This window comes from Azospirillum sp. B506 (assembly GCF_000333595.1).
Classification (GTDB): Bacteria; Pseudomonadota; Alphaproteobacteria; order Azospirillales; family Azospirillaceae; genus Azospirillum.
In genome coordinates this window covers 1-13,392 of the sequence record NZ_BADK01000555.1, presented here as the reverse complement: position 1 = coordinate 13,392, position 13,392 = coordinate 1, and the positions used below count along the sequence as shown (strand labels likewise).

The following is a 13,392-nucleotide window of genomic DNA, read 5'->3' as shown; positions in this document are numbered from 1 at the left end:
GAACGCAGGTCGCCGGCAACAGCGTCCCGGTCTTGCGATCCAATACGGTCAGGTCGTTGTTGGTGTGCGCGGTCGGATAGGCGGTCAGCTCCAGGATGCGGTTGCCGAGGTCGATCCGCACCTCGTCGGCCACCGGCCGATCCACCCGGACCGGGGCGATCCCGGCCGCGGCATCCGCCCCCAACCCCTCGCTCAGGCGCTGGCGATAGACATCCTGGCGGGCGGCCAGCGCGTCGCGCAGGTTGGCATGGCCGGCAATCGGCACGTCGGGGAAGGCCGCATTGCCGAAGACATGGTCGGGGTGCATGTGGGTGTTGACGACGATGACCGGCTTTTTGTCGGTCCGGGCCGCGATGGCGTCGCGCAGGCGACGCCCCAGTTCGGGTGTGCCGCCGGTGTCGATGACCGCGACGACGCTGTCGCCGACAATGAAGCCCATGTTGGCCGTATCGCCGCGGTTGTCCGGCGCCGGTTCGGCAACGGTGCCCCGATGGACGAAGACGCCTGGCGCCACCTCCGTGACCGGCAGCGTTTCGGCCGCCAGGGCCGAAACGCCTGCGAGGAGCCACAGGGCCGTGACGGTGCCGCCGACAGGGAGGCGGAGCGCGGTCGTCATGCCAGCGGGGCCCCGTCTTGGTCGGCTTGTTCCCTCTCCAGCCCATGGGCGAAGAGGCTGAGCACGGGAAGGTCCGCGGATGTGCCGGGATTGATGCTCTGCCATTTCAGCCGCGCATCGAAGACAAACAGGTGTTCGCGCGGGACCGTCGCCGAGGACGCCGCGGCGAGCTGCCGGCGCATCTCACGGGCGTCGGACAGCACAGCGGCCCCCTGTCCCACAGCGGGTGTGTGGCCGGCATCTCGGCGGTGCGGGCGCGAGGGGGCGCTGAGCAGCAGAATGCCCAGATTGGTGTTGCACCTCACCACCGTCCGCAGGAGTCGTGCGCCGACCGTAGCGCCGAAGCATGCGATCTCCGGTGCCGCGGCCTCCGCCGACAGCAGGAAGTCCTCCAGCGTCATACCATGGCCGGCGGCGTGCACATGGACATTGCCGGGCGTGAGCGCCATCACCTCCGCCCGGCAGACGACCATGAACAGCTCCGCAGCTGCGGCGCTCATCCAACGGTCCCTGCAAAGGACCTGTCGAGCAGTCCGACGCAAGATGCTCACCATGGAAGCTGCGGCCGCCGTCGAGCCCCGTGACCACCGCGCGAGCCTGGGCGAACAGCAGCGGGTCGATGGCGTAGAAATCTGTGTTCACCGCCGCGAACACCTCGGCGAAGGGGCGGACGTAGTCGCAGGGCTGAGTGCTGGGCAGGCGTTGCACCAGATGGGCCGCTGCATCGTCGGGACCGGTGACGAAAAGCTGGACGGTGCCGCCGAACAGGATGGCGTCGTTGGTCCGCCCCTTCGCCTCGAAGAAGCCCTTGCCGGGCGGCAGCAGGGGGGCGATACCGATTCCGTCGACGACATACTCCAGCGGAAAGCCCAGCGCATGCACCTTGTGCGTCGCCACCTCCAGCGGCGAACCGGCCCAGCGCCTGCGTATTTCGTCAGCCAACCGCTCCGCCTGCACCGTATCGCGACAACGGCGAAGCAAGGTTGGCCCCCAGGAACTCTGGCCGATGCCGGCAATGCCCTGCTTCTCCAGCCAAACCAGCGCCTCGGCCACCAGCGGGCTGGTGAAACGTCCGCCCTGAGCCGGGGCGAAATGGTCGCCGGCCATGCGCTGAAGCTCGCCGATGGCCTGCCCGAACCGGTCCACATCGCCTTCGACCAGAGCTGGCAGGGCCACCATCAGCATCAGGCGGCAGAGTTGAGCTGCGGAGTCGGACGGAAAGGGCGGCAGCCGGCGGAACGCTTCGGCCTCCGACGCACCATGCAGCCCATGGCCGCCATGGTGAAGCAGGAGCGGGATGCGCCAGTCCTCCGGGAACGGTGCCCGAGCGATCACCGGCGGTGCTGCGTCCAGCCCGCCGCGGCCACCCTCCAGCAGCACCCCGCCCTGTTCGAAGGCGGCCGGCCCGATGCCGGACCGCTCCCCGCTCCAGCGCACGGGCCAGATTGCCGGCGGCGGTGTCCATCCCTTCCAAACAGACAAGTGCCACGGCAACGGCAAGGTCGGTCTGCGTGCCGGACCCCAACCCTACATGGGGCGGAATCGCCTCCTCCATCGTCACGGCAACCGCGTCCGACAGGCCGGTCTCGCGGCCGAGACGTTCGATGCTGTTGCGGACACGGTCGGACGATGGACCGCTGACGGCCAGCCGGTCGGACGGACGGGCACGCAGGACAATGGCCGGCTGGTCAATGGCGATGCCGAGGCTGCCGAAACGACGCCCCTGCCCGCCATTCAGATCGACGAAGCCGGCATGCAGGCGCACGGGCGCACGGACCCACACCTCCCCTATCCGATTGCGCAGGTCGCTCATCTGCATTCCCTTTGCGCGGGTCTTCGCACAATGTTAGCGTTACAAACAAAATTGTCCGTAGCGCGAACGAGTATCCACCCGCGGTAACCCGGATGGGACACGGGAACTCAGGGAGTAAACCGGGTATGAAGCGACCGCCCTGCCTGCTGAAAACCGACGACGCCCAAGCATACGGCTCGGCTGTTCGCAACTGATGCTTGGGAAATTCATGGCGAATGCCGTTGGGACGTCCGAATTCTTCTCACTGACATCCTTGCTCAGTTCGGGCGATTGGGGGGCCATGACCTTCCACCCCGACACTCTCTGTCCGTTCTGCGGCCTCGGCTGTGGAGACATCGGAATCGACCGGGATGAATCCGGCATCGCTCCGCGACCGACCGTCTGTCCACAGGCTGACCGGCTGTTCCGCCGCTCCACACCGGTTCCGATGGATGCCCGCGGGAGCGGAACCGCCATATCGACGGAGGATGCCATCGCCGAAGTAGACCGGCTGCTGCATTCCAGCCGCGCGTCGCTGATCGCCGGGCTGGCGGCCGAAGCGGATGGCGTACTCGCCGCGCTCAGCCTCGCCAAACGCATCGGCGCGACGGTGGGCCGCAACCGGTGCAACATCGCCCTGGTTGTCGGGCCGGATCGGGCGATGGCGTTTCCGCGGATGTGGGAACGGTGGGTGGTCCCGACTGCTGCCCTCGTTCCCGGTGGCGCCCGGAACGTCATCTTCCTGGGCGGGAAGCCGCCGCCGGAAGCCGTCCAGTGCCTTGGCGGCCGGATCGAAGCGAACGGTTTGAACGCCGCACCGGCCAGGACCTTGCCGCTCTGCTTGGCGGACTGCGAGCGGCACTGGCGGGCCGGACAGCGGACGGCTGCTGGGTCGGCGGCAGGCCACGGTACCCGATGGCTTCGCCGACGGCGGCACGCGCGATTGGCTGTTCCTTCACCTGCTGCGCCGTGCCCTGGAGGGAACCGGAAGCTGGTTCGAGCGCGCAGGCACCACCCGCGCCCATCGGTTCATCGGCGACCTTGCGGAAGGAGGGCATGGTGAAATTCTGGCAATGGCCTGATCGACGATCCGACTTATCGAGACTGGGGCGGCGGCTGACGTCCGCCGTGCTGCCGGTCATCGGGCTGCTGGCCCTTGCACAAATGGCGACCGCCCAGGAGAGCGGTCCGCAGGACGGCAACACAAAGGTGATGCTGATCGGCTATCTCGGCCATCAGGAGGATCCGCGTACGCCGCTGAGCTTTCTGGAGCCGGTCGCGACCGACGAGGGGCTTCAGGGCGCCCGGCTGGCGCTCGCCGACAACAACACCACGGGCGTGTTCCTGAAGCAGAGCTACCGGCTGGTGGAACAGGTCCTGCCGCAGGACGGCGACATCGCCGCCGGAGTGAAGGCGCTGGCCGACGAGGGGGTGCGCTTCGTCGTCGCCGACCTGCCGGCCAATGCGCTGCTCGCCGCCGCCGACCGGCCGGAAGCCAAGTCCATGCTGCTGTTCAACGCGCGCGCCAGCGACGACGTGCTGCGCAACGAGCAGTGCCGGGCCAACATCTTGCACACCGCCCCCAGCCGCCGCATGCTGGCAGACGCGCTGGCACAATATCTCGCCTGGAAGAAATGGACGCGGTGGAGCCTGTTGACCGGCCGCGATACCGGCGACACGCTCTATGCGGAAGCTGTGCGACGCGCCGCCAAGCGCTTCGGCGGCAAGATCGTCGCCGAGAAATCCTGGACCTTCGACACCGGCAACCGGCGCACCGACACCGGCGTCACCACCATCCAGTCGGACATCCCGCTTGCCACCCAGGGGCCGGATTACGACGTGCTGGTTGTCGCCGACGAACCGGGCGAGTTCGGCGATTATCTCGACGGCCGCACCTGGTATCCCCGCCCGGTCGCCGGCACCCAGGGCCTTTCCGCCACCGCCTGGTCGCGGGTGAACGAACAGTGGGGCGGCACCCAACTGCAAAGCCGCTTCGAAAAGCTGGCCGGCCGCTGGATGACGGCACGCGACTATGCCGCGTGGCTGGCGGTCCGCAGCGTCGGGGAGGCGGCGGCCCGCACCAGCGCCACCGGTTTCGACGACCTGACCGGCTATCTGCACAGCCCCGATTTCGAGCTGGCCGGCTTCAAGGGGGAGGCACTGTCCTTCCGCGCCTGGGACGGGCAGATGCGGCAGCCGATCCTGATCGCCGGACCGCGGATGCTGGTTTCGGTGTCGCCGCAGGAGGGATTCCTGCATCCGGTGACGCCTCTCGATACGCTGGGCGACGATGCGCCGGAAAGCAAATGCCGTCTCAACCGATAAGGGCGGACCATATCATGCGATTACTGCTGTCCTGGACCCTTTTGCTCCTCGCCGGTTCGGTCATCATCGCCAAGCCGGTGCTCGCCGAAACCATCTTCGTGTCCAACGAGAAGGACAACCAGATCGCCGTGGTCGACGGCGACAGCCTTCAGATCAAGACCAAGATCAAGGTCGGCCGCCGCCCACGCGGCATCACGCTGAGCGCAGACGGAACACAGCTCTATGTCTGCGTCGGCGACGACAACCGCATCGACGTGGTGGACATCGCCAGCGGCACGATCGTCCACGCCCTGCCATCCGGCCCCGATCCGGAACTGTTCGTGCTGTCGCCGGACGGGAAGAAGCTGTATGTCGCCAACGAGAACGACAACATGGTGACGGTGATCGACGTCGCCGAACGCAAGGCCATCGGCAATATCCAGGTCGGCGTCGAGCCCGAGGGGATGGGAATCAGCCCCGACGGCAAGATCCTGGTCAACACCTCCGAAACCACCAACATGGCCCACTTCATCGACACTGAGAAGCACAGCGTCGTCGGCAACGTGCTGGTGGACAGCCGGCCGCGCGTCGCCCGCTTCACTGACGACGGCAAGCAAGTCTGGGTGTCGAGCGAGATCGGCGGCACGGTCAGCGTGATCGACGCGGCAGCCCTCAAGGTCATCAAGAAGATCCGCTTCGAGGTCACCGGCGTCCGACGCGAGGCGATCCAGGCGGTCGGCATCCAGATGACCAAGGACGGAAAACGCGCCTTCGTGGCGCTGGGACCGGCCAACCGGATCGCCGAGATCGACACCGCCAGCCTGGAGGTGAAACGCTATTTCCTGGTCGGGCAGCGCGTCTGGAACCTCGCCTTTTCCCCCGATGAAAAGCGGCTCTACACCACCAACGGCATCAGCAACGACCTGTCGGTGATCGACCTGGACCGCAACAAGGTGATCAAGAGCGTTCCGGTCGGCGGCGCTCCCTGGGGGATCGTGGTCAAACCATAGAGTATTTTCCGATCAGGTTGGGAACCTGCTTTTTTTGAAGAGGTTTGGGCACTCGTCTGACTTGTATAGGTAGATGATGCGTCCGATTGCGCTCCAAAGCCCGTCACGGGTTCTCACTTCGGCCCTTCGGAGCAATGTCTTGAGCTTGGCGAAGGCTTGCTCGATGGAATTGAGTCAGGGCTGTGGGGTGGCAGGTGAAGGACACGCGCGCCCCGCGCCTCGACGGCTTCCCGGACGCCGGCAATCTTGTGGCTGCAGAGGTTGTCGAGGATGAGGATGTCGCAGCTCCGTAGGGTCGGGGCCAGAACCTGCTCGACGTAGGGGCGGAAGATGGTGGCGTTGATCGGTCCGTCGAGCACATAGGGAGCGACGATGCCTGCCGGATCAGCACCCGCCGCTGGCGCCGGCACGCTTCACCAGCCATCCCTCGCCATTCGGCAACGAAAGGGAGACCTCCGGATGTGGAATCCCGAGATCGGCAAGCGGAGCGGCGAAGGCGAGCGGATCCTTCACACGTACCACCATCTCCGGACGATTACCGATCACCGGCCGGTCGCGCTCCTGCGCCACCAGCAGATCTGGCCGGTCCTCGAAACCGGCGCCATAGACCAGCGACACCCCACGCAGAGCCGGCAAGGCCAATGCCCGCCGAACCGCCCCGGCGGGAATGCGCAGCCGGCGCGACGGAAGAGCCAAGCATGGAGTGGTCAAGGCAGCCGTATCCGAATCGGCGAACAGATCAATCGCGGAGACCGTCCGCCCGCCACAGCATGCGCTGGCCGCCAGCGCCCACGCGGGCAGTGCCACCACCACGCAGTCCGGATTTGCCGTCGGGGTCAAACTCCATCCCCTCCGAAAAGCATCTTGAACAATCGCTTGCAATGCCAACAATCAAGCGAGGACGTCATTTTTTCAATGACCCTTCCGAACAAAGGCGACCGCCCAATGGCGACCGCAGCGCATCGGATTTTGCTGCGGCACCGAACGGGGCGTGACCTTGGGGGAAGACAGGATGTACCAAGCCGAGATCTCGGCGGAGCCTCTGCCGATTCCCGCGATCCACGGTCCTCCCGCCCTGGCGGTTGAGGCGTTGAGCCACAGCTTCGGCAAGCGTCGGGCACTGGACCGCGTGTCCTTTGCCGTGGCGCCCGGCGGCTTCACTATGCTGCTCGGCCTGAACGGGGCGGGCAAGACGACGCTGTTCTCGCTGATCACCCGGCTCTATTCGAACCGGACAGGCGCCATCCGCATCTTCGGCTTCGACCTGCGGCAACAGCCCACCCGCGCGCTGGAATGGATCGGCGTGGTGTTCCAGCAGCCGACGCTCGACCTGGACCTCAGCGTCCGGCAGAATCTGCGTTACCATGGCGGGCTGCACGGCATGGCCCCATCGGATTGCGAAGTGCGCGCGCGGGAGGAACTGTCGCGCATCGGCCTGATCGACCGTGCCGACGACAAGGTGCGCGCCTTGTCCGGCGGCCAGCGACGACGGGTGGAAATTGCCCGCGCCCTGCTGCACCGTCCGAGCCTGCTTCTGCTCGACGAACCGACAGCCGGGCTGGATGCGGACTCACGTCGCCTCATCCTGGGCCATGTCCGGGCGCTGTGCCGTGAACAGGGGCTGGCGGTCCTGTGGGCCACCCACCTGATGGACGAGGCTGATGATGAGGATTCCGTCGTGGTGCTGCACCAGGGCCGACTGCGCACCACCGGCAGCGTCCGGGACGTCTGCGCCGAAACCGGCACCACCGCCCTTCCTGCCGCCTTTGCCTCCTTGACCACGGGGGAGCGCCGACCATGATTGCCGCCACGTACTGGTATTGCCTGCGCAGCATCATCATACGGGAGGGATTGCGCTTCCTGCACCAGCGTGAGCGTTTCTTCGCGGCGCTGGTCCGGCCGCTGGTCTGGCTGGCGATCTTCGCCGTCGGCTTCCGCGCCGTGCTGGGCGTTTCGATCATCCCGCCCTACGACACCTACATCCTCTATGACGAGTATGTGGTTCCGGGGCTGGTCGCCATGATCCAACTGTTCAGCGGCATGCAGAACTCACTGTCGATGGTCTATGACCGCGAGATGGGCAGCATGCGGACACTGTTGGTCAGCCCGCTGCCACGCTGGTACCTGCTGATCGCAAAGCTGCTGGCCGGCGTCGCGGTGTCGATCGCCCAGGTTTATGTATTCCTGGGCATCGCATGGCTGTGGGGGGTGGAACCGCCGCCGGTGGGATACCTTGCTGCACTGCCGGCACTGCTGCTCAGCGGGCTGATGCTGGGGGCGCTGGGTCTTCTGTTGTCGTCCTTCGTCCGGCAGCTGGAGAATTTCGCCGGGGTGATGAACTTCGTGATCTTCCCGATGTTTTTCGCCTCCTCCGCTCTTTACCCGCTCTGGCGGATCAGGGAAGGCAGCCCGACGCTGTACCAGATCGCCGCCTGGAACCCCTTCACCCAGGCGGTGGAGTTGATCCGCTTCAGCCTGTACCTCCGAGTCGAGGTGACGGCGCTGCTGTGGGTGGCCGGCTGTCTCGCGCTGTTCCTCGGCGCCGCTGTCCTGGCCTATGATCCGGGGCGTGGATTCTGGGCGCGGCGTGGCGGACCGGCAGAACAGGCCTGACATCAGGAGCGGCAACCTGATCGCCATCCATTCGAGGTAGCTCTTATCCTCTTCCATGTAGCAATTTCGCCTCTTTTGAAAACTTTAGGGAGGAGACGGAAAATAATCTTCACAGCATATTTTTATTTGATCAAACTGATTATCAGCGTCACCAACATCGAGCGGGGCAGTTTAGAACCCCGCCAACGGTCGCGTCCCGCCAATTGGGACCGGCAAGACTGCGATGCCCAAGCAGTTGCATCTGGAGCATCGGCGCACGATCCGTCCGACGTCTCCCTGATCCGCGCCACGCATCCGCCGTCGAGGGAGCTCCCCTCTCGAAAATCGCCTTTTGGGAAGCCGCCGCCTGCCGCCGCACAGTCCCTGGGATCACCCCGGGGCCACCGCCAAAAAACGGGAGGAAACACATGAACCCCTTTGTGCGCTGTCTGCTCGTCACCGCCGCGATCCAGGTGGCCACCGCCACCGTTGCCGTCACTGGTGCCTTCGCCAACGACGACATCATGAAGAACCAGAAGGATCCGGCCAACTGGGCGCTGCAGCTCGGCAATTATGCCGGACAGCGCTACAGCACGCTCGACCAGATCACCCGCGACAACGTGAAGACCCTGCGGCCGGTCTGGCAATTCTCCACCGGCGTGCTGCGCGGGCATGAAGGCGGTCCCATCGTGGTCGGCGACACGATGTACATCTCGACGCCCTTTCCCAACATCGTCTATGCGCTCGACCTCAACGACAATGGCCGCATCAAGTGGAAGTATGAGCCGAGACAGGATGCGTCGGTCATTCCCGTGATGTGCTGCGATACCGTCACCCGCGGCGTCGCGGTCGCTGGAAACAAGCTGTTCCTGGGGCAGGCCGACAACACGCTGGTGGCTCTGGACACCGAAACCGGCAAGGTCGTCTGGTCGGCCAAGAACGGCGACGCCAGCAAGGGCGAGACGCTGACCGCCGCCCCACTCGTCGTGAAGGACAAGGTCTATGTCGGCATCAGCGGCGGCGAGTTCGGCGTGCGCGGTCACCTGACCGCTTACGACATCAACACCGGCAAGATGGTGTGGCGAGCCTATTCGACCGGTCCCGACAAGGACGTGATGATCGACCCGCAGAAGACGATGATGCTCGGCAAGCCGATCGGCGAACCGGACCTGGGCATCAAGACCTGGCCGGCGGACCAGTGGAAGATCGGCGGCGGCACAACCTGGGGCTGGTACACCTACGATCCCGAACTGAACCTGATCTATTACGGCACCGGAAATCCGGGCACCTGGAACCCGGCACAGCGCGCCGTCGACAAGGACCGTGCCAAGAGCGACAACAAATGGTCGATGACCATCTTCGCCCGTGATGCCGACACCGGTCAGGCGAAATGGGTGTTCCAGAAGACGCCCTTCGACGAATGGGATTATGATGGCGTCAATGAGAACATCCTGGCCGACGTCACCATTGGCGGCCAGAAGCGCAAGGTTCTGGTCAATCTCGACCGCAACGGCTTCGGCTACACCATCGACCGCACCAACGGCGAGTTGCTCGTGGCCCAGAAATACGATCCGTCCGTCAACTGGGCGAGCGAGATCGACATGAAGACCGGGCGGCCGAAGGTCAACGACAAATACAGCACCTTCGCCCAGGGCGAGGACCACAACACCACAGGGGTCTGCCCGGCGGCACTGGGTTCCAAGGACCAGCAGCCGGCCAGCTACTCCCCGGAAAGCGGCCTGATCTATGTGCCGACCAACCACATCTGCATGGATTACGAGCCGTTCAAGGTGGAGTATTCCGCCGGCCAGCCCTATGTCGGCGCGACGCTCAGCATGTATCCGGCGCCTGATTCGCATGGCGGCATGGGCAACTTCATCGCCTGGGACCCGGCCGCAGGCAAAATCGTCTGGTCGAAGCCCGAACGCTTCGCGGTATGGAGCGGCGCCCTGTCGACCAAGGGCGGTCTGGGCTTCTACGGCACGCTGGAGGGCTATCTGAAGGCGTTCGACCTGAAGGATGGCAAGGATCTCTACACCTTCAAAACCTCCTCCGGGATCATCGGCAACGTCAACACCTACATGCACAAAGGCAAGCAGTACATCGCTGTGCTGTCGGGCGTCGGTGGCTGGGCCGGCATCGGGCTGGCCGCCGGTCTGACCGGCGAGCAGGAAGGCCTGGGTGCGGTCGGCGCACACAAGGCACTGGGCGAATATACCCAACTGGGCGGCACGCTGACCGTCTTCGCGCTGCCCGACAACCAGTGACGCACAAAAGTGGGCGCCGGTCCGGGAGGCTGGCGCCCATCCCTTTCCAGGCTGATGGCAACGAAGCCTATGCAAAGGCAGTGGGAGACACCGTGATATGCCCAAACACCTGATCGGGCTGTGCGCCGCCGTCGGGTTCACCGCAACCGTAACCCTCGGTACGGCGTTCGGCCAGCAGGCTGCCGCACAGAAGCCGGCCCAAAGCCAGACACAGCAGAACCAGACCCAAACCCCGTCCGCCCAAACGTCACCGGGAAAGGACGCACCGCAGGAGGCGAAGGTCGCCGACCCGGAAGAACTGGTGGACGACCAGGGCGTACCGCTCTACGCGGTGAAGGACGGCAAGGTCGACCAGGGGACCTACAATGGCTATCGGCGGTACGCCTCGTCCTGCCATGTCTGCCACGGACCCGACGGGCTCGGCTCTTCCTTCGCGCCGGCACTGGCCGATTCACTCAAGCGGATGGACTATTGGCAGTTCACCGACGTGGTGACCAACGGCCGCAAGAACATGGGCGCAACCGGCGACAAGGTGATGCCGACCTTCGGATCCGACCCCAACGTGATGCTGAACCTTGCCGACATCTACCGCTATCTCAAGGCACGCTCGGACGACAAGATCGGCCGCGGCCGGCCAGAGCGGTTCAAGACGCCATCATGAGGCCGGCATGACCCACCGGTCCCATTTCCCCAGGCGTGCCCTGCTGCTGGCCGTCACCTTCTGCGCGGCGGCTGCGGCCGTTGCCAGATCAGCCGCGGCGGAGGGCATACCCACCGACGTGTTGCGCGTCTGTGCCGATGCCAATCTGCTCCCCTTTTCCAACGACCGTGGCGAAGGCTACGAGAACCGGATCGCCCAGTTGATCGCCGACGACCTGAAGGTGCCGTTGGCCTTTACATGGTGGCCGCAGACCATCGGCTTCGTCCGCAACACGTTGCGCACCCGTCAGTGCGATCTGGTGATGGGGACGGCGGTCGGCGAAGAGCTGATGCAGAACACCAATCCCTATTACCGGTCGACCTACGCACTGATCTATCGGAAGGATTCCGGGATCACCGCCAGGACGCTTGCCGATCCGTCGCTGCAGGGCGCACGCATCGGCGTCGTCGCCCGCACGCCGCCGTCAGCGGTGATGCTGCGCCACGGGCTGACCAACCTGGAGCCCTACCAGCTCGACATCGACACGCGCGCCCACCATCCGGCACAGCAGGCGGTGGACGATGTGGCGGCGGCCCGCACCGATGCCGCATCCTCTGGGGTCCTATCGCGCCTATTTCGCCGCCCGGCAACAGGTGCCGCTGACAGTCGTGCCGCTTATGGACGAGCCGGGGACATCGCCTTCCCAGTACATGATCTCCATGGGGATCCGCCCGGACGAGCCTGACTGGCGACACTGGCTGAACGACTTCATCGTCCGCCGCCAGGGTGACATCGACCGCATTCTCGCCGAATACCATGTTCCGCTCGTCAATGCCGACGGGAGCATCCGGGTGGCGGAGGCCGAGCCGGACGGCTACCGCATGGCCGACTACAGGGCGCCTACCCCACCCGGCCTGCGTGGCGCCGAAACCGTGGGAGTGGCGGAGGTGGAGCGGCTGGCCCGGGCCGACGCCATCCTGGTCGATGTGTTGCCGACCCCGCCGAAGCCCGACGGTCTTGCGGCGGACAGCCGTTGGGTGCCGCCGCCGCACCGCAGCCTTCCCGGCGCGCATTGGCTGCCGAATGTCGGTTATGGCGCTCCCTCGCCCGAACAGGAGACCTACTTCCGCACCCGCCTGGAGGCGCTGACCGTCGGCGACCGCCAACGGCCGCTGGTGGTGTTCTGCCAACCCGATTGCTGGATGAGCTGGAATGCAGCCAAGCGTGCGATCGCTCTCGGCTATCGGGCGGTCAAATGGTTTCCGGCCGGCACCGACGGCTGGAAGGCTGCCGGGCACGAGCTGGTCACGGTCGAACCGGCCCCCGATCCGGCAACCTCCACCTCTGCATCGAAGATCGCGAACTGAGTGCCCGGTTCACGACAGAAGCGCCGACAGCATCCGGGCGATCTGGCCGAGCCGCTGCTCGATCCGGGCCGGTTGCTCGCACACAGCAGTCTGCGCCCGGCGGCGGTCGTCGAGGATGCGACGGTCCCAGGCGATGGCATTCTTGATCTCCTGCGCCCGGGCGGCGTCGCCCGACGCCGCGTCGAGATCGCGCAAGGCGGCGGCGATACGGTCGCGCAGAGCCCGCTGACGCTGGGCGTAGCGCTCGATGGAAGCAATGGCGGCGCTACGCTGACCGTCCAGCGTCTGGAAGGTCCCGGCGAAGACCAGGGTGAGCTTGCGGTCCCGATCCTGTTCGGCGCCCTGCCGCGCCGGACCGGCCAGCGCCTCGACCTGCGGTTCGAGCGTGGCGGGATCGACGCTCTCGTCAGCCGCACGACGGACCAGCGTGGCGACCGTGGGATCGCGCTGCCAGTCGTCCGTCAGGCCATCGATCGACGGGCCATCCCATACGGAGGCCGGCGACAGCGCCGGGACCAGGATTTGCTGGCAGGGCCAATCGGGATTCTTCAGGTCCTGCGCAGCAGCGGCGGCAGGCAATCCGATGGATACGGAAGCGGCCAGGACGGCGGCGAAAGCAGGGCCGAAGGCGGAGGACTGTCGTTGCATGGCAAGAATGATGGCTCCACAAACGATCATGTGCAATCGAAACCGCTACGCAAAAGGAGAAGCCCGATGGATCATACGGGAAGGTGGACGGGAGCCGCCATCATCGCCGGGACCGCTGTCGCTTTGGCAATTCCTGCGGCCGCGCGGACGCTGGTG

The 13,392-nt window shown here is 65.7% G+C and carries 14 protein-coding genes and 3 pseudogenes; 10 read left to right on the top strand and 7 right to left on the bottom strand.

Annotated elements, in window-relative coordinates; genetic code table 11:
- The 4 genes and pseudogenes from I71_RS16430 to I71_RS37515 form a co-directional block, all read right to left on the bottom strand.
- Positions 1-616 (bottom strand): MBL fold metallo-hydrolase (locus I71_RS16430; RefSeq protein ID WP_042695920.1); only part of this gene is annotated, 616 nt, incomplete at its 3' end.
- Positions 613-819, bottom strand: a complete 207-nt coding sequence (locus I71_RS39800; protein ID WP_042695919.1) for a triphosphoribosyl-dephospho-CoA synthase — start codon at positions 817-819, stop codon at positions 613-615. The genes I71_RS16430 and I71_RS39800, both read right to left, overlap by 4 nt.
- Positions 820-936: 117 nt before the next feature.
- Positions 937-1,065, bottom strand: a pseudogene (locus I71_RS39795) (triphosphoribosyl-dephospho-CoA synthase); the annotation flags it as partial.
- A 160-nt stretch (positions 1,066-1,225) separates the two neighbouring features.
- Positions 1,226-1,795 (bottom strand): annotated as a pseudogene (locus I71_RS37515) (methenyltetrahydromethanopterin cyclohydrolase); the annotation flags it as partial.
- Between the two features lie 229 nt (positions 1,796-2,024).
- Between I71_RS37515 and I71_RS35055 the strand changes: the two are divergent.
- The 4 genes from I71_RS35055 to I71_RS16410 all read left to right on the top strand — a co-directional run bounded on the left by I71_RS35055 (position 2,025) and on the right by I71_RS16410 (position 5,722).
- On the top strand, positions 2,025-2,516 hold the full coding sequence (locus tag I71_RS35055) for a hypothetical protein (RefSeq protein WP_049976157.1): 492 nt from the start codon (positions 2,025-2,027) through the stop codon (positions 2,514-2,516).
- Between the two features lie 121 nt (positions 2,517-2,637).
- The gene (locus I71_RS38325) at positions 2,638-3,471 is read left to right on the top strand and encodes a hypothetical protein (protein WP_159107393.1); all 834 of its coding nucleotides are present in this window, start codon (positions 2,638-2,640) and stop codon (positions 3,469-3,471) included.
- The gene (locus I71_RS16415) at positions 3,465-4,733 is read left to right on the top strand and encodes an ABC transporter substrate-binding protein (protein WP_042695918.1); all 1,269 of its coding nucleotides are present in this window, start codon (positions 3,465-3,467) and stop codon (positions 4,731-4,733) included. The genes I71_RS38325 and I71_RS16415 overlap by 7 nt, the downstream gene beginning before the upstream one ends.
- A 14-nt stretch (positions 4,734-4,747) precedes the next feature.
- Positions 4,748-5,722: a PQQ-dependent catabolism-associated beta-propeller protein gene (locus I71_RS16410; RefSeq protein WP_042695917.1), complete on the top strand. Its 975-nt coding sequence runs from the start codon at positions 4,748-4,750 to the stop codon at positions 5,720-5,722.
- A 12-nt stretch (positions 5,723-5,734) separates the two neighbouring features.
- Here I71_RS16410 and I71_RS36045 read toward each other — a convergent pair.
- Positions 5,735-6,117: pseudogene (locus I71_RS36045) on the bottom strand (transposase); the annotation flags it as partial.
- A complete protein-coding gene (locus I71_RS35050) occupies positions 6,107-6,418 on the bottom strand; it encodes a hypothetical protein (RefSeq protein WP_211098395.1) in 312 nt (103 codons plus the stop codon). The gene I71_RS35050 and the pseudogene I71_RS36045, both read right to left, overlap by 11 nt.
- A gap of 316 nt (positions 6,419-6,734) precedes the next feature.
- Between I71_RS35050 and I71_RS16400 the strand changes: the two genes are divergently transcribed.
- From I71_RS16400 to I71_RS39785, 6 genes are all read left to right on the top strand, one after another.
- On the top strand, positions 6,735-7,523 hold the full coding sequence (locus I71_RS16400; protein WP_042695916.1) for an ABC transporter ATP-binding protein: 789 nt from the start codon (positions 6,735-6,737) through the stop codon (positions 7,521-7,523).
- On the top strand, positions 7,520-8,335 hold the full coding sequence (locus tag I71_RS16395) for an ABC transporter permease (protein ID WP_042695915.1): 816 nt from the start codon (positions 7,520-7,522) through the stop codon (positions 8,333-8,335). Before I71_RS16400 ends, I71_RS16395 begins: the two co-directional genes overlap by 4 nt.
- Positions 8,336-8,742: 407 nt before the next feature.
- Complete coding sequence (locus I71_RS16390) at positions 8,743-10,581, top strand: methanol/ethanol family PQQ-dependent dehydrogenase (RefSeq protein WP_042695914.1); 1,839 nt, start codon at positions 8,743-8,745, stop codon at positions 10,579-10,581.
- 97 nt (positions 10,582-10,678) lie between these two features.
- On the top strand, positions 10,679-11,242 hold the full coding sequence (locus tag I71_RS36040; protein ID WP_083897207.1) for a c-type cytochrome: 564 nt from the start codon (positions 10,679-10,681) through the stop codon (positions 11,240-11,242).
- A gap of 7 nt (positions 11,243-11,249) precedes the next feature.
- On the top strand, positions 11,250-11,966 hold the full coding sequence (locus I71_RS39790; protein WP_049976155.1) for a transporter substrate-binding domain-containing protein: 717 nt from the start codon (positions 11,250-11,252) through the stop codon (positions 11,964-11,966).
- Positions 11,941-12,588 carry a hypothetical protein gene (locus tag I71_RS39785; RefSeq protein WP_083897206.1) on the top strand — a complete coding sequence of 216 codons (648 nt, stop codon included), beginning with the start codon at positions 11,941-11,943 and terminating at the stop codon, positions 12,586-12,588. The genes I71_RS39790 and I71_RS39785 overlap by 26 nt, the downstream gene beginning before the upstream one ends.
- A 9-nt stretch (positions 12,589-12,597) precedes the next feature.
- Here the strand turns inward: I71_RS39785 and I71_RS16370 are convergent, their stop codons facing one another.
- On the bottom strand, positions 12,598-13,236 hold the full coding sequence (locus tag I71_RS16370; protein ID WP_042695913.1) for a hypothetical protein: 639 nt from the start codon (positions 13,234-13,236) through the stop codon (positions 12,598-12,600).
- Positions 13,237-13,392 lie beyond the last annotated feature (156 nt).

What these genes read in the sequence shown, in the direction of transcription:
- I71_RS35055 (WP_049976157.1), top strand. Translation starts at nt 2,025, where the DNA reads ATGCCGGACCGCTCCCCGCTCCAGCGCACGGGCCAGATTGCCGGCGGC.
- I71_RS38325 (WP_159107393.1), top strand. Translation starts at nt 2,638, where the DNA reads ATGGCGAATGCCGTTGGGACGTCCGAATTCTTCTCACTGACATCCTTG.
- I71_RS16415 (WP_042695918.1), top strand. Translation starts at nt 3,465, where the DNA reads ATGGTGAAATTCTGGCAATGGCCTGATCGACGATCCGACTTATCGAGA.
- I71_RS16410 (WP_042695917.1), top strand. Translation starts at nt 4,748, where the DNA reads ATGCGATTACTGCTGTCCTGGACCCTTTTGCTCCTCGCCGGTTCGGTC.
- I71_RS16400 (WP_042695916.1), top strand. Translation starts at nt 6,735, where the DNA reads ATGTACCAAGCCGAGATCTCGGCGGAGCCTCTGCCGATTCCCGCGATC.
- I71_RS16395 (WP_042695915.1), top strand. Translation starts at nt 7,520, where the DNA reads ATGATTGCCGCCACGTACTGGTATTGCCTGCGCAGCATCATCATACGG.
- I71_RS16390 (WP_042695914.1), top strand. Translation starts at nt 8,743, where the DNA reads ATGAACCCCTTTGTGCGCTGTCTGCTCGTCACCGCCGCGATCCAGGTG.
- I71_RS36040 (WP_083897207.1), top strand. Translation starts at nt 10,679, where the DNA reads ATGCCCAAACACCTGATCGGGCTGTGCGCCGCCGTCGGGTTCACCGCA.
- I71_RS39790 (WP_049976155.1), top strand. Translation starts at nt 11,250, where the DNA reads ATGACCCACCGGTCCCATTTCCCCAGGCGTGCCCTGCTGCTGGCCGTC.
- I71_RS39785 (WP_083897206.1), top strand. Translation starts at nt 11,941, where the DNA reads ATGGGGATCCGCCCGGACGAGCCTGACTGGCGACACTGGCTGAACGAC.
- I71_RS16370 (WP_042695913.1), bottom strand. Translation starts at nt 13,236, where the DNA reads ATGCAACGACAGTCCTCCGCCTTCGGCCCTGCTTTCGCCGCCGTCCTG.